This window comes from Pseudomonas sp. MPC6, from assembly GCF_006094435.1.
Lineage (GTDB): Bacteria > Pseudomonadota > Gammaproteobacteria > Pseudomonadales > Pseudomonadaceae > Aquipseudomonas.
Genome location: NZ_CP034783.1, coordinates 1,859,319 through 1,877,921 on the forward strand (window position 1 = coordinate 1,859,319; position 18,603 = coordinate 1,877,921).

An 18,603-nucleotide genomic window follows, 5' to 3' on the forward strand; every position below is an offset into this window, starting at 1 on the left:
ACAGGGTTTTGCATGACCTGTAGGAGCTGGCTTGCCGGCGAAGCTTTTCAACGATTATTGGGTAGGAGCACCCTGCACAATCCACGCACCGATCAGGTCACGTTCCTGCTGGGTCATCTGGGTGATGTTGCCCAGTGGCATGATCTGGCTGGTGACGGCTTGCGCCTGGATCCGCGCGGCGTTCTGGCGGATCTGCTCGGGGGTGTCGAACATCACGCCAGCCGGTGCGGCGCTGAACAGCGGGCTGGTCGGCTTGGCCGAATGGCAGACCGTGCAGCGTTCCTGGATCACGTTATGCACCTTGTCAAAGCCAGGACCTGCGTTGGACGCTTGCGCCGGTGCGGCGGCAGGCGCTTCGGCCGGTTTTGCGTCAGCCGGTTTCAAACCACCGCCCACTGCTGTTTCCGGCAGAGGCTGGTATTCGATCTTCGCCGGGGCGTTGGCCACTTCAGGGGCGCTGGACATCGGCTTCGGACCGGACACGTAGGCCAGGCAAATCATGCCCACCGCTGCCACGGGCAGGGTCCAGGCATATTTGTGGCTGTCGTGACGGGTGTTGAAGTAGTGACGCACCAACACCGCCAGTACCGCGATCCCGGCCAGGATCAGCCAGTTGTACTGGCTACCGTAGGTGCTCGGGAAGTGGTTGCTGATCATGATGAACAGCACTGGCAAGGTGAAGTAGTTGTTGTGACGCGAACGCAGCAGGCCTTTGGCCGGCAGCGCCGGATCGGGCGTGCGGTTCTCGGCGATCGCCGCCACCAGTGCCCGTTGCGCGGGCATGATGATGCGGAACACGTTGCCGACCATGATGGTGCCGATGATCGCGCCGACGTGCAGGTACGCGCCACGACCGCTGAACACCTTGCTGAAGCCGTAGGCGGCGCCGATGATCAGCACGAACAGGATGAAACCCAGCAGGGCAGGGCGCTTGCCCAGGGCCGAGTCGCAGAGGAAGGAGTAGATGAACCAGCCGATGAACAACGAGCCAAGACCGATGGCCACGCCTTCGGGACCGCTCAGGGTGCTGCCCGGTGCCAGCAGGTACAGCGTCGGGTTGGAATAGAACACCACGCACAGCAGCGCGATCCCCGACAACCAGGTGAAGTAGGCTTCCCATTTGAACCAGTGCAGGTTGTCCGGCATGGTCGGTGGGGCCAGTTTGTATTTTTCCAGGTGATAGATGCCGCCGCCGTGGATCGCCCACAAGTCGCCGGCCAGGCCGTTTTTCGGGTTGACGCGGTTGAGGTTGTTCTCCAGCCAGACGAAATAGAACGACGCACCGATCCAGGCCACGCCAGTAATCATGTGAACCCAGCGCACGCTGAGGTTCAGCCATTCCAACAGATGTGCTTCCACAGTCCTTACCTCTCGCCCGTCACGCTTATGTCGCGTGATCGGACCTTCTCTTATTGGTGGGGGGCGAGGATCAAACGCTCATCCTCTTTGAAAAAATGCTCATCGCAGTTATTGCCTGTGCCACTGCGATCAACCACCAGGAAGTCATCCCGCTTTTCGATCGTCAGCACCGGATGGTGCCAAACGCCGCGATGGTAATTAATGCCCTGCCTGCCGTTGGTGAGGAAGGCGCGGACCAAGCCCGATACAGGTTCATCGCCAAGTGGCGCGACCACGATCAGAAAGGGGTTGCCGAGCAGCGGAATGAAAGCCTGGCTGCCCAGCGGGTGACGCTCCAGCATGCAGACGGTCAGCGGCATGTCCTGCGCGTCGGCGCGGAAGATGCTGATGATCGCGTTGTCCTCTGGCGTGGCGGTTTCCACCGTTGCCAGTTTATGGAAGCGCATCGTCGAACCGTTGTTGATCATGAAGTGATCGCTGCCGTCGGTTTCGATCACGTCACCGAAAGGGGCGAAAGCTTCTTTGGTCAGCGGTTCAATCGTCAGTGTGCGCATGCTGGTCTTCTTAATCTCAAATGTGTGGGGTGCTGCTTTTGTAGGAGCTGGCTTGCCAGCGAAGGCGGCCTTAAGCCTTGCACCGCCTATACAGACGCCTTCGCCGGCAAGCCGGCTCCTACAGGCTCAGCATTACTTCGCGACCTTGCCCAGAACCCGCAGGCGGCTCACACCACCATCCGGGAACACGTTCAGGCGGATGTGGGTAATCGGGCCCAGCGCCTTGATCTGCTCGGCGAAGGTGTGTTCGGCGTGCATTTCCAGTTTCTGCGCCGGCAGCAGTTCGCGCCAGAACAGCGATTGGGTTTCGATCTGGCTGTCGGTGCCGCCTTTGACGAACGCGCCCTGGATCGAGCACGTGTCCGGGTAGTTGCCCTTGAAGTGCAGGGTGTCGACGATGACTTTCTCGATCTCGCCGGCATGACCCAGCGCGACGATCACCCAGTCATTGCCTGGCGTACGACGACGTGCGGTTTCCCAGCCGTCGCCCATGTTGATGCCGCGACCCGGGTTGAGGATGTTGCTCATGCGCCCGAAGTGTTCGTCGGAGCAGGCGAGGGCGCGGCCACCGTTAAGGGCTGCGGCCAGGTCGATTTGCTCGTTGTCGCCGACAGCGGACCAGTCGCGGAATGGAATGCCGTACACGCGCAGACGGGCCACGCCGCCATCCGGGTAGATGTTGAAACGCAGGTGGCTGAACGCCTTGTCGTTGCTGATTTCGTGGTAGTGGTGGCTGTTGCCCTGCAGCTCGACGGCCGACAGCACTTCAGTCCACTGGGTGTTAGCGTCCGGCTCGCCCGAGGCCAGGAAGCACGCTTCCAGGGAGGCCGACGGCGGGAAGTTGCCGGTGAAGAATGAAGTGTCGATGTCCACGCCTTTGATCGAACCCGGTACGCCCAGGCGGATCACGGCGCTGTCGTAGCCTTCGAAGCGCTTGCGGCGCGATTCCCAGCCGTCCATCCACTTGCCGTTGTCATCGAACACGCCCTCCTTCCACACCGCCGGGGTCGGCTGGAACAGGCGGTTGGCATCAGCGAACCAATCATCGGTGACCGAGATGATTTTGGTGCCCAGGCGGGCGTCGGCCAGGTTGACGAACTTCTCGAAAGGTACGGCGTAAGCTTTCATTCTTCTAGTCTGCCTTTTATTAAGTTGGCTTGGGATGCTCGCAATGCCCCGGATGTCTTCGCGTTTTTAAACATTGGGGCAAGGCTCGCTATAGGGTCAATAATCGGAACAACGCAATCTTGTTGATCTCCGCCAGCGCGCATTTGAACTCGGTATCTTCCGGGTTGTGGATGCGCGTTTCGAACGCCGCGAGGATCTGATGCCGGTTGCTGCCTTTTACCGCCATGATGAAGGGAAACTTGAACTTGGCCTTGTAGGCGTCGTTCAGCTCGGTGAAGCGTTGAAACTCTTCGGCCGTGCATTGGTGAATACCGGCGCCAGCCTGTTCATTGGTGCTGGCTTCGGTCAGCTGGCCCTGGACGGCGGCTTTGCCGGCCAGGTCCGGGTGAGCGTTGATCAGTGCCAGCTGACTGGCGTGATCGGCGCTCAACAGGATGTCGCTCATGCGCTGGTGCAGGGTTTCGATCTCGTCGATCGAAGCGTCCTGGCCCAGGTCGAAGGCCTTTTCGGCCACCCATGGCGAATGTTCGTAGATGTCGGCGAAGGCGGCGACAAACGCATCGCGGCTCAGGGTCGAGGGTTTCAGGGTTTGAAACTGGCTCATTTCGCGGCCCCTTGGTACGGGTGGGTTTCATGCCAGTGGCGAGCGATGTCGACACGGCGGCTGAACCACACCTGTTCATGACTTTTAGCGTATTCGATAAAACGCTTGAGCGAGGCCAAGCGCGCCGGACGGCCGATCAGGCGGCAGTGCAGGCCGATCGACAGCATTTTCGGTGCTTCGGCACCTTCGGCATACAGCACATCGAATGCGTCTTTGAGGTATTCGAAGAAATCGTCGCCCTTGTTGAACCCCTGGACCTGGGTGAAGCGCATGTCGTTGGTGTCCAGGGTGTACGGGATCACCAGGTGCGGCTTGCCGGTCGGGTTGTTCGGTTCCCAGTAGGGCAGGTCGTCGTCGTAGGTGTCGCAGTCGTAGAGGAAACCGCCTTCTTCCATTACCAGGCGACGGGTGTTCGGGCCGGTGCGGCCGGTGTACCAGCCCAGTGGCCGCTCGCCGGTGATTTCGGTGAGCACGCGGATCGCTTCGAGCATGTGCTCGCGTTCCTGGGCTTCGTCCATGTACTGGTAGTCGATCCAGCGATAGCCGTGGCTGCAGATCTCGTGGCCGGCATCGACCATCGCGCGGATCACATCCGGATGGCGCTGGGCGGCCATGGCCACGGCGAAGACGGTCAGCGGGATATCGAATTCCTTGAACAGTTTCAGAATCCGCCAGACGCCGGCACGGCTGCCATACTCGTACAGGGATTCCATGCTCATGTTGCGCGCGCCTTGCAGCGGCTGCGCCGAGACCATTTCCGAGAGGAAGGCTTCGGATTCCTTGTCGCCGTGCAGGATATTGCGCTCGCCACCTTCCTCGTAGTTGAGGACGAAGGACAGGGCGATACGGGCGTTGCCCGGCCAGTGTGGGTGAGGAGGGTTACTGCCGTAACCGATCAGGTCGCGTGGATAGTCAGCGCTCACTGCAGTCTTCCTTCTTGTTCGTGTTGACAGGTTGTGTGACAGCCCTGGTTGGGGTGACAGGCCGGTGTCACAGCGATGGAATGATTGTATACAACTTTATATCGACATTGTAAGCCTGTTTTTTTACATTTTTCCCTAACGGTCATCCTGGCTTGCTCGAGCAAGAACCGAGCAAGAAACCTGCCTGATCGGTCAGCTAATGGGTAGAAGGTCCTTTTGTTGCATGGTGCGAAGGCGACTTCGTCAGGAACCGCCGAATAGCGGGATTTGGAGAAAAATGTCGTTTTTATTGTGTACAATTTTTTTTAAAAGTGTCTTAATCGATGCCTCGCCGCAGCGTTTCGAGCTCCGAAACGATGCGGTCTCCTTTTCAACTGACTTCGGGAGGCGCGAGGCCTGACTGCTCCACGCAGCCAGGCGCGCAGAATCAATGGGACGTTTGACTACTCACATCTTAGACGCCGCACACGGTTGCCCGGGCAGCTCGATCAAGGTCGAGCTGTACCGCGTTGAAGGCTCGCAGCTGGAGCTGGTCGCCAGCGCGATCACCAACAGCGATGGCCGTGTCGATACACCGCTGCTGCAAGGCGATGACTACCGCTCCGGGGTCTACCAGATTCAGTTTCATGCGGGCGATTACTACCGCGCCCGGGGCGTGCAGCTCCCGGAGCCGGCGTTTCTGGATGTGGTGGTGCTACGGTTTGGCATCTGCGCCGAGCAAGATCACTACCACGTGCCGTTGCTGATTTCCCCTTACAGCTATTCAACCTACCGAGGAAGCTGATCCCCCAGGCAACTGTCTCAACATCGAAGCGACTGCGCATATAGCTTCTTTGGTCTTTCGCCCGCTCACACTGCGGGCTTTTTTTCGCGCTTCCAATGGCTCTGGAAGACACTTCATGTTCAACCTGGCTGCGGTCCCCCTGTAGGAAGCTGGCTTGTCGGATCGTCGCAAGGCCGCGAAGGCGACCGTACAGCCGACCCTGCTCTGTCGGCTGTACACAACCTGAGTCCCTGAAGGACCTTTCTAGCGCCTTGGATCGTCGGTTCGTACGATAAAAACCGAATCCGGGTGATCGGCCAGGATCTGTCCGCCACCTTTGAGCCAGATCAGTTTGTTGGCGGCCTCGGCGTTTTGCACCGCGCGCATGGCCGCCGGGCCAATCAGTTCCGGTAGCCGCTCGGGGACATATCTGCGTTCGTCGGCGGGGGAGATCTGAACTTTACGGCCGTGAATGCGGTGCAGGCTCATGTAGAACACAAAGTCATGTCCGGTTCGTGTGAACACCACCGTTGGAAAGGTATGGGCGGGGCCCAGCTCGAACACGGTATATCCATTGCGAGTCAACAGGTCCTTCATGAATCGTTTGATGGCCCCGGCAGTCAGGGACGAGGAGAAATATCTCCACTCCCCCGAGAATTTTTGCGAATCAAACTGCAGTCGTTGCAGAGGCACCTGATCGGCGGGGTCAGGCAGCTCCACTATCCGGTGTGAGCCTTTGCCTGGAATCGTTTGTAATACCGAGAGCATGAGCAGCGGGTCGGCCAGCTCTGGCCGTGGCGTTACGCTTGAGGTCTTCCAGTCAGTGAAGACTTGCCGCAGGGTCGTCAACCCGGCGCCGGTGGCAATGTCGGAACCGTTGGCGAGGGAAAACTGTTTTCTCGCGACGTTCAGCAGCGATAGGTCTGACAGCTCGGGAAAGTAAGCGGCGACATAGTCGGTCAGCGTCCTGTCAAAAGGCAGTCTTGGATCGACTTCCCAGTGGTGAGTCGGCGGGACCTGGATCGCGCCACGGGGTTGTTGTTCGATGTGTTGCCGCAGGGTTGCCTGGAACAGATCGAAGTCGTAGATCAGGTGCGCCGGGTTTTTGATATAGGCAATCGGATGGTCCGATGCATCAACGCGCGGCACTGTCTTGTAGCGAACGCCCTCGATGCTGATGTCTCCGGGCGAAGCATGGTGGGCGGCGATCCCCCAGTTTTTCCAGGGCTCGGAGGATGCGCCGGTGTCGGGTATCCGTGGTCGCCTGGACGTCCCCGCTTCTAGCCCATCACCTGCCAGTGGGTGGCGGGTAATAATCAGTTCCGAATCCCCGGTGCCAATGCTGACGGCCCGAACCTGACGCCATGCGAGCGTGCCTTCCACCCGCTCAAGCCGCGGGCCGGACGGCTCCAGTTCCGAGAGTCGTTTGACGCGCAAATGGCCGTGCCTATCGGTCCCCAGCAGCACCGTCCCGCCATCGACGAGATCGACAAACTTGCGCCTGGAGCTAATTGATCGGAACCCGGTCAGCGGGTCGGGTGCGGGCAGCCGGTCAACCATTTTCGGTGGCAGGTAGTAATGGCTGATGGGGTGGTCGGTGGTGATTCGGCTGATGTGGGTGCTGGCAGGGAGATCGGTTATTTCAACTGCCGCAGGTTGGGCATCCGGCGCTGCCGAGTGCTCAGGGTAGAGGTGGGGCTGTGACAGATCGGGCTCATGACCAGGCAGAATGCCAGGGCGCCTGGGTAAGTGATCCGCGGTCGTGTCGCGTCGGCCGGGGGTACTGTCGTTTGTAGAACCCGGGGCTTTGGGTCGGCTGGGGTATTTTGGGCTCATGGAAATCCGTGCTCCGTTGAGATCGTATGAATGTTTGGTGTATCAGGCGGTTCTCGCCAGCTTCATGTAATGACTCCAGTCATAAGAGCGAACGCGTAGACAAGTGCGTCGGGTCCGTGCAGATCACTCAATCTGGAAGCCTTCAAATGTCTTACCAGACCCCTACAGGCTCTGGGCCGCCTGCATGGCGGTCCTGTTTATCGCTAATAAATAATCGCCTTTGGCTATGTTTGTGCTTGTGCCTGAACGGTTACTGTCCCTCGATTTTTTGAAAGTGTGGAATCCCAGGGTATTGAAAGCCGTCTCTTTCTGGGGAGAGTAAGCGTTGGTAATAATCACTTGCGCTCCGTTTTTACTCAGCGGTATTACGTGCTCTTCAATTTTTGTTATGAAGGCCTCCACGGATAGATGGGTGTCGCTGAAATGGCCGCTTAAAATGATTAAATCGTTTTTATTTTTGCTTTCGTCACGCAAACTATCCAATAGCGTCCACCCGTCCTCGTTCGCGACATGGGTGGGGTGCTTTGCGCTGGCATGAAGGTGGCTGATGTAATTGATGTGATCGTTGTTCGCCAGTCCGGCGGAAAATAATCTGACCGTCGGGCCGTCTGTCAACATCATGGAAACAGGGAAATGCAAGCTATGGTTTCCGGTGTTTAGCTTTTTTATTTCAACAATGCCGGTGTTGCGCTGGTTGTTGTTTTGAGTGATATAAAATACTGCAGCCAGAAAGGCTTTTTCGTTAGCAGTGGGCGGCGGGAGGCTGATAACGAGCTCATCGCCTTGTGATTGAGCGCCCACAGAAGCTCTTCGGGTGGGCGGGGTACTGATGACCAATTCTCCGTTTTTCAATTCAACGACAACGTCCACGACTTCGTTGAAGTAATTCTTTACCGCATCGCGAAAATTCTTGACGGGTTCAGTCTTGACGAATGCCTGGCTGTCTTGTTTGCTTTTAAATTTTATCGAGAGGTTAACAGGGTTGAACTCAAAGCCATATTGCTTGCCCAGCGCAACCAGATCCTCTTTAATGGAATCAATGTAGTACTTTACCCGGTCAGGCTGTTGGATGATTTCCTTTTGAGTCCATGAGATAAGTGGATTGATATCATTTATTATCATAGCTCCTTCGAACCCTACGGCCCTGGCGTAATTGGCATAAAAGCCTGAGCCCGCCATGGGTTCGATAATGCGTTGAATAGTGGCCTGTCCATTTGATCGTTGATTGACAAGGTCGGCGATCAGTCCGCCGTCGATGGTTTTTACTTCGGTGACCACTTGACCTGGTAACTTGAAAAAGGCTAGCGAATGGAGGTCGATTTTCATTCCCCACTGAGTAAACGTCTCTATTTTCAGTTTGATATTGTCAGCGCTGGTCGCTGCTTTCAATAACGCAGAACCCCGCTCAAGAAGCGCTTTGTAGTGGGGCCTGCGGCCTATCTCACTCGTGAACGGGTAAAAAGGATTCTGCGAAGTCCATGAGTTCTTTTCCAATCTGAATTTTGCTGCATGCCTGGAATGGTGTAAGGCGAACGGCTGAATGGTGCCTCCCTCATTCGGCTGCCACCTGCCATTCCAGACCGTATCCGGGTCTGAGGGGGCGGGTTGGATAGCGGTGTGCACAGTGTCGACGGGTTGCTCAAGGCGTGGGCGCTTGCCGGGTCCCGGGCTGGTTTCTTCGATCCGCCACTGCATCGTTGTTTCGATTCTTTCCAGTACGGGGCCGTCGGGGATCAGCACCCTGGCGGTCGTCGCCTGGTATCTCCCATCCCCTATTGGCACCACCATGACAGTCGTACCGTTCTCGAGATTGACATATAGCCTCTCGATAGTGTCCCGACGAGGCACTGTGTCTCGACGAATTCCGTTCGTGTCTGGCGCCGTCAGGGACCTGGCGTATGCTCTTGGAATGATCAACTCGTTGAGGCTTACAGGTTGTCCGAGTTCAGGTGAAGGTTCGTTTTCGCTTGTTTTGGTCGGATCAGAACCGGAGGTTTTCTTTCGCCATAGTGGTTTGCCTTCGATTTTCTCCAGCACCATAAGGTGCGCCGTTGCCGTCTTTATTTCGTATTGACCGTTCGGATTTATCCCAATAAGAACATCACCGATGTCTTCCAGATGAGCATACAGCGAACCGTCACGACCGCGTGAAATTCCGGAATTATCAATAAGAACCAGGTCGTCGCCGAGTGTTGGCCTGTAAATATGCATATCGTCGGGGAACTCTGGCGAAGAGCGTCCAAGAACCGGAAGATCCGTAATCATGATTGCGGGTTTTGAAGGTGGATCGATGTCTGGCGAATGTTCGCGGGACAGTACCTCGGGCGTTGTATCTCTTCCCGGCCAATGAAAATCAGGATGCCCGGAAGTCGGCCGGTTACCGGAGGGTTGAAGAGTCTGCGAAGGCGGGCTTGTCGTCGTCGAACTGCCGCCAGGTGAATCGGAATCGGGCGTTTTGATTTTTACCGGTGGCTTGGCCATTTGTTGTATTCCAATAGGTTGCGAGATAGTTGGCGTGCGCGTGAAGGGAGTCGTGATTCAAGAAAATATGATTAGGTACTTTCTGAATGCGGCTCGATATACCCGAATGTGGTCAACATTCAAGAATTCACTCGCTTTCTATCAGAATGGCGAAGTGTCAACCGATCGAAGTATAAATATATATGACGTTGTTTCTATGTGTTGCGGATTTTCGGGAAAGAACTGTAGTTTGCGGGGTCGTTGCGTCTGTAAAGTGTGGCGCGCAAGTAACAGGCTATGGATATAATACTCTATCCATGAGGCGGGGTAGCTATTGGCGGGGTTCTGCCCTCCTGAATGATATCGCGAATCAGGAGGGCAACAGGGAAGAGGTCAGTGACTGCTGAGCAAGGAAGCGGCCCCCGCACCGCCAAACAACCCGGCACTGATCCGGTTGAACCAACTTTGTCCCTTGCCGCTGCGCAGGTATCGCGCCGCACCATGCGCCCCCAGCCCATAGGCCAATTTGCACAGCAGGTCCAGCACCGTCCAGGTGGCGATCATTATCAGCAGTTGCGGCAGGAACGGCTGCTCGGCACTCAAGAATTGCGGCAGGAATGCAGCAAAAAACAGAATGTCCTTCGGATTGCTCGCACCCAGCACGAACGCGCGCCCGAACAGGGCACGGAAACGTGGCACCGGCGCAGCCTGGGGGACTTCGGCGCCCACCGAGGGTTGACGCGATTGCTGCCAGCTCTGCCAGGCGAGGTAGAACAGGTACAGCGCGCCGACGATCTTCAGGGCGCTGAACAACTGTTCCGAGGCGAGCAACAACGCGCCCAGCCCCAGCGCCGAAGCACTGAGCAGGCAGATTGAAGCAAACACGCCTCCCAGAAACGCCGGGTAGGAACGGCGCAGACCGTAATTCAGGCTGTTGCTGATCATCAGCAACGACAGTGGCCCCGGGATCAGGATCACCACCAGCGCAGCGCCGCTGAACAGCAGCCAGGTTTCCAGACTCATCACTTTCCTCCATTTGCACAAAAGCCTCACCCGACGGGGTGAGGCTGGTTTAATGCGTTTACGGCTTACAAGAAAACGAACTTGGCGATGAAGATCGCGCAGAGCACCCACAAACTGACGGAAATTTCCTTGTGCTTACCGGTACAGGCCTTGAGCACCACATAGGTGATAAAGCCCAGCGCGATGCCGTCGGCGACCGAAAAGGTCAAGGGCATCATGATCGCGGTAACGATCGCCGGAATGCTGTCGGTCGCCTCGTCCCATTCGATGTGTGCCATGCCGCACATCATCAACATTGCCACATAGATCAGTGCGCCGGCGGTGGCATACGCGGGGATCATGCCAGCCAACGGGGCGAAAAACATTGCTGCAATAAATAACACACCTACGGTCACAGCGGTAAGACCAGTCCGACCACCTGCAGCGACCCCGGCGGCACTTTCCACGTAGCTGGTGACGGGAGGCACACCCACCACAGCCCCGAATACGCTGGAAGCACTGTCGGCTTTAAGGGCGCGGGAAAGGTTTTCGATCTTGCCGTCGGCGTTCACCAGGCCGGCGCGCTGGGCCACGCCCATCAAGGTGCCGGCGGTGTCGAACATGTGCACGAAGAGGAACGCCAGCACCACACTGATCATGCTGACGTTGAACACGCCCGCGACGTCCATGGCCATCCAGGTCGGTGCCAGGCTCGGCGGGGCCGACATGATGCCCTCGTAGTGCACCAGCCCCAGGCCCCAACCGGCCAGGGTCACGGTGATGATGCTGATGAGGATCGCGCCGAACACCTTGTGGTAGCTGAGCACGGCAATCATCAGGAAGCAGATGGCCGCCAGCAATGGACCGGGTTCGCGCAGGGAGCCGAGCTTGATCAGGGTGGCCGGGCTATCGACGACGATGCCTGCGGTTTTCAGGCCGATCAGCCCCAGGAACAGGCCCACACCGGCGCCCATCGCGAAGCGCAGGCTCACCGGGATGCTGTTGAGCAGCCATTCGCGAATCCGCGAAAAGGTCAGGAACATGAACAACACGCCGGAAACGAACACCGCGCCCAGGGCCGTTTCCCAGTTGTAGCCCATGGTGCCGACCACGGTGTAGGTGAAGAAGGCGTTCAGGCCCATGCCCGGCGCGAGGCCGACCGGCCAGTTGGCGTACAGGCCCATCAACAGGCAGCCCAGCGCGGCGGCGATGCAGGTGGCGACGAACGCCGCCCCGTGATCGATCCCGGCGTCGGCCATGATGTTGGGGTTGACGAAGATGATGTAGGCCATGGTGATGAAGGTCGTCACACCGGCGATCAGCTCGGTTTTCACCGTGGTGCCATGCATGCTCAGTTTGAAGATGCGCTCCAGCCAGCCATTGCGTATCGGCGGCGAGAGTTCCAGGGTCGGGGCTTCGGATTTGCGGCTTTCCACAGCGAGTACTCCTCAAGAGTTTTATTGTTATTTCCAGGGCAGGACCCATGAGGGTGGCAGCGGCCCTTTGAGGTGCTTGCGAATTTGTTGACCGCTTGGTCAAGATCTCGCACGAAGTGGATTATGCTTTTGTATACAAATAATGCAAATAATGTTTTTGATTTTGTAGACGAAAAGTTTGGCAATCGGGATATATCGCCGTTCGGCGGCATTCGCCGGCAAGCCGGTCTCGCACCCACAGGAATTTTGTGTGGTGGGGGAGATTTTGGCGGCGGTGGTGCGTCAGGTTCAGGCGGCGAACGCGGCCTGAGGGGAGGGCATAAGCGAATAAACCGGCGCATGGGCCGGTTTATTTTTGTCTGAAGATTGCGGTGTTTGTGCCGGCCTCTTCGCTGGCAAGCCAGCGCCTACAGGATCGGGTGAGCGCCACGGTTCAATGTAGGAGCCGGCTTGCCGGCGAAGGCGTCCTCAAGGACACCGCAAAACCATCAGGCCGCAGCGAAACGCTTATCCAGATAATCAATAATCACCTTGGACTCATACATCCAGGTGGTCTGCCCGTTCTCTTCAATGCGCAGGCACGGCACCTTGATCTTGCCGCCTTGCTCCAGCAGCGCCCGGCGATCCTGTTCGTTGTTCTTCGCGTCGCGCAACGCCACCGGCACATTCAGGCGGCGCAGGGTGCGGCGGGTTTTCACGCAGAACGGGCAGGCATGGAACTGGTACAGGGTCAGGCCCTTGGCAGCCGAGTTGACCTTGGCCTGAACCTCGGCCGGGCGTTGCTTCTTGCCGGGACGGGTGATGAAGTCGATGAAGATAATCAGTTGGCCAAGGCCGACACGAAGCGCTTTAACGAACACGGGATAAGCCTCACTGGGCAAACGGAAGGCGCGCAGCTTACCTGATTTTTCGCAGGCGAAAAAAAACCGGCGATGAATGCCGGTTTTCTTCGTGCTGCGGCCTTACTTGATCAGGCTGAGAAACTCGCTGCGGGTGGCCGCATTTTCGCGGAACTCACCCAGCATCACCGAGGTGATCATCGACGAATTCTGCTTCTCCACACCGCGCATCATCATGCACATGTGCTTGGCCTCGATCACCACCGCAACGCCCAGGGCGCCGGTGACTTCCTGGACCGCATCGGCGATCTGGCGGCTGAGGTTTTCCTGGATCTGCAGGCGGCGGGCGTACATATCGACGATCCGCGCGACTTTCGACAGCCCCAGCACCTTGCCGCTCGGGATGTAGGCGACGTGGGCCTTGCCGATGAACGGCAGCAGGTGGTGCTCGCACAACGAGTAGAGCTCGATGTCCTTGACCAGCACCATTTCGCTGTTGTCGGAGCTGAACAAGGCACCGTTGGTGACCTCTTCCAGTGTCTGTTCATAGCCGCGGCAGAGGTACTGCATGGCTTTGGCGGCACGCTTTGGCGTGTCGAGCAGGCCCTCGCGGGATACGTCCTCGCCCAATTGGCCGAGAATCGCGGTGTAATTCTGTTCCAGGGACATGAAACTACCTGTGGGATTTTACGCAAAGGCCAAGGGTACGGTGGCGGACACGGCGCTGCAAGCACGAAGCGACAGCCTCACTCGTCGCGACCTTCCATCATGGTCCGTTTGAGCATCACATAAACCGCTCCGGCGCCGCCGTGTTTCGGTTGGCACGAGGTGAAGCCGAGTACCTGGGAATGCTGGCGCAGCCAGGTGTTGACGTGGCTTTTGATCATCGGGCGCTTGCCGTCCAGGCGCACGGCCTTGCCGTGGGTGACGCGCACGCAGCGGATTTCGAATTTGGTCGCTTCGGCGAGGAAGGCCCAGAGGGTTTCCCGGGCCTTTTCGACATTCATGCCGTGCAGGTCGAGGCTGCCTTCGAACGGAATCTGGCCGATCTTGAGCTTGCGCATCTGGCTTTCCTGCACCCCGTCGCGCGCCCACATCAGCTCGTCTTCCGGGCCGACGTCGATGACGAACTGATCGGACAGCCCGTCGACGGTGGTGGCATCGGTGCGCACGGTAGCGGCCTGGCGCAGCTTGGCGATCTGCGCGCGGTCAGCTTTGGGTTTGCCGGTTTCGGCGCGATCGTGCTTGATCGGCTTGACGCCTTGAATCGCGCTTTTGAACAGGGAAAAATCGTCGTCTTGCATGTCAGCCTCCGCGAAGGGCGGCCAGTTTACCCAACTCGGGACGAATGGGGCGCGACAAAACGCCTGCGGGTTCGACTCAGTCGTGTTTTTTCATCAGGTGCGGAGCAATGTTGAGCTCCCGCGACTGGCGCGCACGACGACGGCAGCGGCGCCACAGCATCACGCCGAGGTACAGCACGAACAGGCCGATCGCCAGAATGATTGCCGAGCCCAGCGGGCTGGCATTCAACTCGCCGAGTGCCGGTGGGCGGCCGAGCAGGCTGGCCGCTCCGGCCATTGCCATCAGCACGCCACAGGTCGCCAGCAACGCAGCAAAGGCTGCGCCGAAGCGAAAACGCCAGTTGCTTTGGCTTTTGGGCCGCAAGCGGCGAGCGTCAAATCCATCGGATAACTTCATTCCGACCTTCCTCAATGAGTATCGGCCCTTCGACCGGGAGTTGACCGGGATGTTCCTGAGGCTAAGTCAATTACAGCACACAAGAGGCGTTTGCGGATGAGCGGCGGCATACACCGCTCATCGAGCGTCGATCAAATCAATTCGCGAGTCACGGCGAGGGTGGCGAAGTTGTCCGCCATGATCGCCATTTCGGTCTGTTGCACATGCTCGGCACTCAGGACGCCACCTTTGTACGGCAGGTCGCGAGTGGCACAGGCATCTTCCACCAGGGTGCAGCGAAAGCCCAGGTTCTTGGCGGCCCGCACGGTGGTGCTGACGCTGGAGTGGCTCATGAAACCGCAGACGATCAAGTCCAGCGAACCGAGATTCTGCAGGCGTTCCAGCAGTTTGGTGCCGTGAAACGCACTCGGCAGCAGTTTGCCGATGATGGTTTCGTCGTTCTGCGGTTCCAGCCCCGGAATGAATTCACCGCGCTGTCCTTGTGGATCGAACAGCCCACCGACGGTGCCAAGGTGATGCACATGCACGATCGGCCGGCCGGCAGCGCGGGCAGCGGCCATCAGTTGCTTGATGTTCGCGACGGCGGCATCCATGCCGCTCAGGGCCAGCGGACCACTGAGGTATTCTTTCTGGGCATCGATGACGACAAGGGTCGCATTGCTCAGATTGGCTGCAGCGTAACCGCGGCCGCTGAGTTGAAACATCGTTTTTGGAACGGACATTCTGGGGCTCCTTCGGGTGGGGCTTTTGCGACATTGTCCTCTGGCTGAGCGCTTCTGTGAATCGCTACTATCGCAGGCGCCGCCGTTGCTGGCTCACAGCCTTGTCAAGATGCCTGATTTGTTCAATGGCCAGACTAAAAAAGAGAATAGTCCTACAACTGGTCCGGTGCTTTTCCTGCGTCGTCGTGACGCGGTTTGGCTGTTAGAATCGCCAGTCGTTTTTTCTGGAGTTTGCCGCCGTGATCACTTCCCGCCTTCGCACCCTGCGCGACCATATCCGTTGGGCCGTCAGCCGCTTTCATGGGGAGGATCTGTTTTTCGGCCATGGGACCGACAACGCCTGGGACGAAGCCCGCCAACTGGTGTTGGGGGCCTTGCACCTGCCATGGGAAATGGCCGACAGCTACCTTGACTGCAACCTGGAAGACGATGAACTGGTCAAGCTGCAGCGCTTGCTCAAGCGGCGCATCGAAGAACGCATTCCGACCGCGTACCTGCTGGGCGAGGCCTGGTTCTGCGGTATGTCGTTCATCGTCGACGAGCGTGTGCTGATCCCGCGTTCGCCGATTGGCGAGCTGATCGAAAAACGTTTCGAACCCTGGCTGGGCACCGAGCCTGCGCGGATTCTCGACCTGTGCACCGGTTCCGGCTGCATCGGTATTGCCTGCGCCTACGAGTTCAAGAACGCCGAAGTGGTGTTGGCCGATCTGTCGTTCGAAGCACTGGAAGTGGCCAACCAGAACATCGAGCGCCACGGAGTCGACGAACGGGTGTACACGGTGCAGGGCGATGGTTTCGATGGTTTGCCGGGTCAGCGGTTCGACCTGATCGTGTCGAACCCGCCGTATGTCGATGCCGAAGACTTTGCCGACATGCCGGACGAATACCAGCACGAGCCCGAACTGGGCCTGGCCTGTGGTGACGATGGCTTGAACCTGGTACGGCGGATGCTCGCCGAAGCGGCGGATCACCTGACCGAGAAGGGGTTGCTGATGGTCGAAGTGGGCAACAGCCAGGTGCACGTCGAGGCGCTGTACCCGGAAGTCGACTTCGCCTGGCTCGATTTCGAGCGCGGCGGGCATGGGGTGTTCATGTTGACGGCGCAGCAGTGCCGGGATCATCAGGCATTGTTCGCGTCCCGCGTCTGACTTCAGAACGCTATCGCGGGCAAGCTCGCCCCCACAGGTTCCGTGTGTGTCGCATCACTTAAGCACGACACACATCCTGTAGGAGCGAGCTTGCTCGCGATGGACGTTAACGATAACGCGTGTTTACTGGTTAAACGCGGCGCTCTTGAGTCCATCGCGAGCAAGCTCGCTCCTACAGCGAAGGCCGCGCCACGGTCTCAAGCTCTCACCGGTGCGTGGCAATCCAGATCAACAACCCCGCCTGAAACACCGCAAACGCCACCAGACAAGTAATGGTAAACCGCAGCCCGGCGTCTTCGCGTTGGTACTGGCTGACTTTTTCCTCGTGTTGCCTGAGCTTCACTGCCTGCTCGGCCAGGTTCTGCTCGGCGTGCTGCAGCATCTGCGCCGCTTCGATAATCTCCACCCCCTGCAGCTTCTCGACGTTCCAGTCACCCAGCAGATCGCCGACCCGCACTTCCTTGACGCGGCCCTTCAAATGCTGGGGGTCGGCGTAGACCACATCAAAACCCTGCATCCGCAGAAAATGATCGCGGCGCAGACGGGTGTCTTCAATCAACGCGTCTTTGTTGTTCAGGTCGGTGCCGTCGACGGTGTAGCCAGGCCAGCGCTGCTTCACCCAGCCAATGCCTTGGGCCGCCATGAAGCGGCCGAGCCCGCGGTTCATCGGCTCGATCTGCAAGCCACTGTCCGGGCTGACATGCACCCGTTGGGTGCGGTGATCGACCCATATGTCCAGATGATTCTGTTCCTTGCGCACGCGCTGGCCGGGCAGGGTGATGCGCATGCGCATCAGGCTGTGTGCCTCGCCATGGCGCTGCGCATAACCGAATTCGACAAAGCGCAGCGGGCGGGCGCCGGTCGTGCGGTCGGTTTGCAGCGGTGCCAGGCGCAGCAGCCTGCGATGCTCGACGTCGACGTCTGCCCACGGCAGCTCGACCACTGGCGCAGCCTCTGTTTCAGCGGTGGTGTCGGGTGAAGCCGGAGTATCAGTCATAACGGCGAGATCCTGTCCAAGCCCTGCTTGTCGCCAGTCATAGCGCTGGCGACAAAGGCTTATCGGCCGTTTTGTTCAGGACTGGAGGGCAGGCAGCGCCTAACGGGTGCGAAGCCCGTCGATAAATCCGATGATTCGCGTGCCCAGTTCGGCCGCCAGCGGCAATTGCGGATCCTTATAGGACGCCAGTTGCCGTTTTACGTCGTTGGGCACGATGCGCATCACATGGTTCATGCCCTCGATGAGTGCCAGTTCGGCGTCCGGTTTGGCGGCCTTGAGCAACCGGGCGTCATTCACACCGACCTGGATATCGTTGCTGCCCTGGATGATCAGCGCCGGCATCTTCAACTGGCCAAAGGCTGCCGCGGGGTCCTGACGGAACAGCGAAATCAGGTATGGCTGCACGCTCGGGCGGAAAATCACCTGCAATTGCGGCGGCACGTTGTCGTCGGTGCGGCCGGCCTTGAGGCTGTCGAGCAGTTCGTTGCTGCGCAGCATCAGGGGCGGCGGCAAGCGATTGCTCAGTTGCTGGCGCAATACCTGGTCGACCGGTCGCGCGCTGCCGGACATGGAAATCACCGCGGCGGCGTCGAGGCTCGGCGCGGCGAGGCTGGCGATCAAGGCCCCCTCGCTATGGCCGAGCAGGATCAGTTGGCCAAAGCGCGGATCGGTTTTCAGCTGGCGGCCCCAGGCCTCGGCGTCGGCCACATAGGCTTCCAGCGACAGGTTACGTTCGTCGGGGGTCGCCGCGAGGCTCGCCGCCACGCCGCGCTTGTCGTAACGCACGCTGGCGATGTTGTGTTTGGCCAGGACCCAGGCCAGACGCTTCAGGCTGTCATTGCGTCCGCCGTCGGGGTTATTGCCATCGCGATCGGTCGGACCGGAGCCGGAAATGATCAGGACGACCGGCACGGGCTGGTCGGATTTTGGCAGCAGCAACGAGCCGAAAAGCTCGCCGGTGCCGGTATTCAGACTGATGGGCCGTTGCAGGACAGTGGCCTGCACAAAGCCGGTAAACAGGGTAAGGCTCAAGGCTAGAACTCGCAGCATCATCACGCCATCATGAACAAGGTGCCGATTGGACTCGCGGGCACCCGTAAGGTTCGAGGATGAACTACTTGGGTAGCCTGC

General features: G+C 58.8%; 19 protein-coding genes. 3 read left to right on the forward strand and 16 right to left on the reverse strand.

The features are described from left to right. Positions 1–54: 54 nt before the first annotated feature. From ELQ88_RS10760 to puuE, 5 genes are all read right to left on the reverse strand, one after another. On the reverse strand, positions 55–1,359 hold the full coding sequence (locus ELQ88_RS10760) for a urate hydroxylase PuuD (protein WP_128871832.1): 1,305 nt from the start codon (positions 1,357–1,359) through the stop codon (positions 55–57). Positions 1,360–1,409: 50 nt separating this feature from the next. Continuing rightward, positions 1,410–1,913 carry an ureidoglycolate lyase gene (locus tag ELQ88_RS10765; protein ID WP_128871833.1) on the reverse strand — a complete coding sequence of 168 codons (504 nt, stop codon included), beginning with the start codon at positions 1,911–1,913 and terminating at the stop codon, positions 1,410–1,412. Positions 1,914–2,045: 132 nt separating this feature from the next. Continuing rightward, complete coding sequence (alc, locus tag ELQ88_RS10775; RefSeq protein WP_128871834.1) at positions 2,046–3,041, reverse strand: allantoicase; 996 nt, start codon at positions 3,039–3,041, stop codon at positions 2,046–2,048. Between the two features lie 88 nt (positions 3,042–3,129). After that, entirely contained in the window at positions 3,130–3,645 is a 516-nt protein-coding gene (gene uraD, locus ELQ88_RS10780) for a 2-oxo-4-hydroxy-4-carboxy-5-ureidoimidazoline decarboxylase (RefSeq protein WP_128871835.1), read from the reverse strand. Then, a complete protein-coding gene (puuE, locus tag ELQ88_RS10785; RefSeq protein ID WP_128871836.1) occupies positions 3,642–4,568 on the reverse strand; it encodes an allantoinase PuuE in 927 nt (308 codons plus the stop codon). Before puuE ends, uraD begins: the two co-directional genes overlap by 4 nt. Before the next feature lie 430 nt (positions 4,569–4,998). On the opposite strand from puuE, the gene uraH reads away from it, so the two are divergent. Next, entirely contained in the window at positions 4,999–5,352 is a 354-nt protein-coding gene (uraH, locus tag ELQ88_RS10790) for a hydroxyisourate hydrolase (RefSeq protein ID WP_138964966.1), read from the forward strand. Between the two features lie 243 nt (positions 5,353–5,595). On the opposite strand, the gene ELQ88_RS10795 is transcribed toward uraH, so the two are convergent. The 4 genes from ELQ88_RS10795 to ELQ88_RS10810 form a co-directional block, all read right to left on the reverse strand. After that, entirely contained in the window at positions 5,596–7,167 is a 1,572-nt protein-coding gene (locus ELQ88_RS10795; RefSeq protein ID WP_138964968.1) for a hypothetical protein, read from the reverse strand. A gap of 162 nt (positions 7,168–7,329) precedes the next feature. After that, positions 7,330–9,648, reverse strand: a complete 2,319-nt coding sequence (locus tag ELQ88_RS10800) for a hypothetical protein (protein ID WP_138964969.1) — start codon at positions 9,646–9,648, stop codon at positions 7,330–7,332. Positions 9,649–10,020: 372 nt separating this feature from the next. Further along, a complete protein-coding gene (locus ELQ88_RS10805) occupies positions 10,021–10,650 on the reverse strand; it encodes a LysE family translocator (RefSeq protein WP_128871840.1) in 630 nt (209 codons plus the stop codon). Positions 10,651–10,715: 65 nt separating this feature from the next. Further along, positions 10,716–12,065: an NCS2 family permease gene (locus tag ELQ88_RS10810; protein ID WP_138964970.1), complete on the reverse strand. Its 1,350-nt coding sequence runs from the start codon at positions 12,063–12,065 to the stop codon at positions 10,716–10,718. A 123-nt stretch (positions 12,066–12,188) separates the two neighbouring features. On the opposite strand from ELQ88_RS10810, the gene ELQ88_RS10815 reads away from it, so the two are divergent. Next, complete coding sequence (locus ELQ88_RS10815; RefSeq protein ID WP_128871842.1) at positions 12,189–12,428, forward strand: hypothetical protein; 240 nt, start codon at positions 12,189–12,191, stop codon at positions 12,426–12,428. Positions 12,429–12,553: 125 nt separating this feature from the next. On the opposite strand, the gene ELQ88_RS10820 is transcribed toward ELQ88_RS10815, so the two are convergent. The 5 genes from ELQ88_RS10820 to ELQ88_RS10840 all read right to left on the reverse strand — a co-directional run bounded on the left by ELQ88_RS10820 (position 12,554) and on the right by ELQ88_RS10840 (position 15,327). After that, entirely contained in the window at positions 12,554–12,925 is a 372-nt protein-coding gene (locus ELQ88_RS10820; protein WP_064676623.1) for a glutathione S-transferase N-terminal domain-containing protein, read from the reverse strand. 102 nt (positions 12,926–13,027) lie between these two features. Beyond that, positions 13,028–13,573, reverse strand: a complete 546-nt coding sequence (folE, locus tag ELQ88_RS10825; RefSeq protein WP_128871843.1) for a GTP cyclohydrolase I FolE — start codon at positions 13,571–13,573, stop codon at positions 13,028–13,030. Positions 13,574–13,650: 77 nt separating this feature from the next. Beyond that, positions 13,651–14,208 (reverse strand): Smr/MutS family protein, encoded by a 558-nt coding sequence (locus ELQ88_RS10830; RefSeq protein ID WP_007898817.1) that lies wholly within the window; start codon positions 14,206–14,208, stop codon positions 13,651–13,653. 76 nt (positions 14,209–14,284) lie between these two features. Continuing rightward, positions 14,285–14,605: a hypothetical protein gene (locus ELQ88_RS10835; RefSeq protein ID WP_128871844.1), complete on the reverse strand. Its 321-nt coding sequence runs from the start codon at positions 14,603–14,605 to the stop codon at positions 14,285–14,287. 131 nt (positions 14,606–14,736) lie between these two features. Continuing rightward, positions 14,737–15,327 carry a cysteine hydrolase family protein gene (locus ELQ88_RS10840; RefSeq protein WP_128871845.1) on the reverse strand — a complete coding sequence of 197 codons (591 nt, stop codon included), beginning with the start codon at positions 15,325–15,327 and terminating at the stop codon, positions 14,737–14,739. Between the two features lie 239 nt (positions 15,328–15,566). Between ELQ88_RS10840 and prmB the strand changes: the two genes are divergently transcribed. Continuing rightward, complete coding sequence (gene prmB / locus ELQ88_RS10845; protein ID WP_128871846.1) at positions 15,567–16,475, forward strand: 50S ribosomal protein L3 N(5)-glutamine methyltransferase; 909 nt, start codon at positions 15,567–15,569, stop codon at positions 16,473–16,475. A gap of 205 nt (positions 16,476–16,680) precedes the next feature. Here prmB and ELQ88_RS10855 read toward each other — a convergent pair whose 3' ends face one another. Both ELQ88_RS10855 and ELQ88_RS10860 read right to left on the reverse strand, forming a co-directional pair. Further along, positions 16,681–17,472 carry a hypothetical protein gene (locus ELQ88_RS10855; RefSeq protein WP_138964972.1) on the reverse strand — a complete coding sequence of 264 codons (792 nt, stop codon included), beginning with the start codon at positions 17,470–17,472 and terminating at the stop codon, positions 16,681–16,683. A gap of 99 nt (positions 17,473–17,571) precedes the next feature. After that, on the reverse strand, positions 17,572–18,525 hold the full coding sequence (locus tag ELQ88_RS10860) for an alpha/beta fold hydrolase (RefSeq protein ID WP_138964974.1): 954 nt from the start codon (positions 18,523–18,525) through the stop codon (positions 17,572–17,574). Between the last annotated feature and the right edge of the window lie 78 nt (positions 18,526–18,603).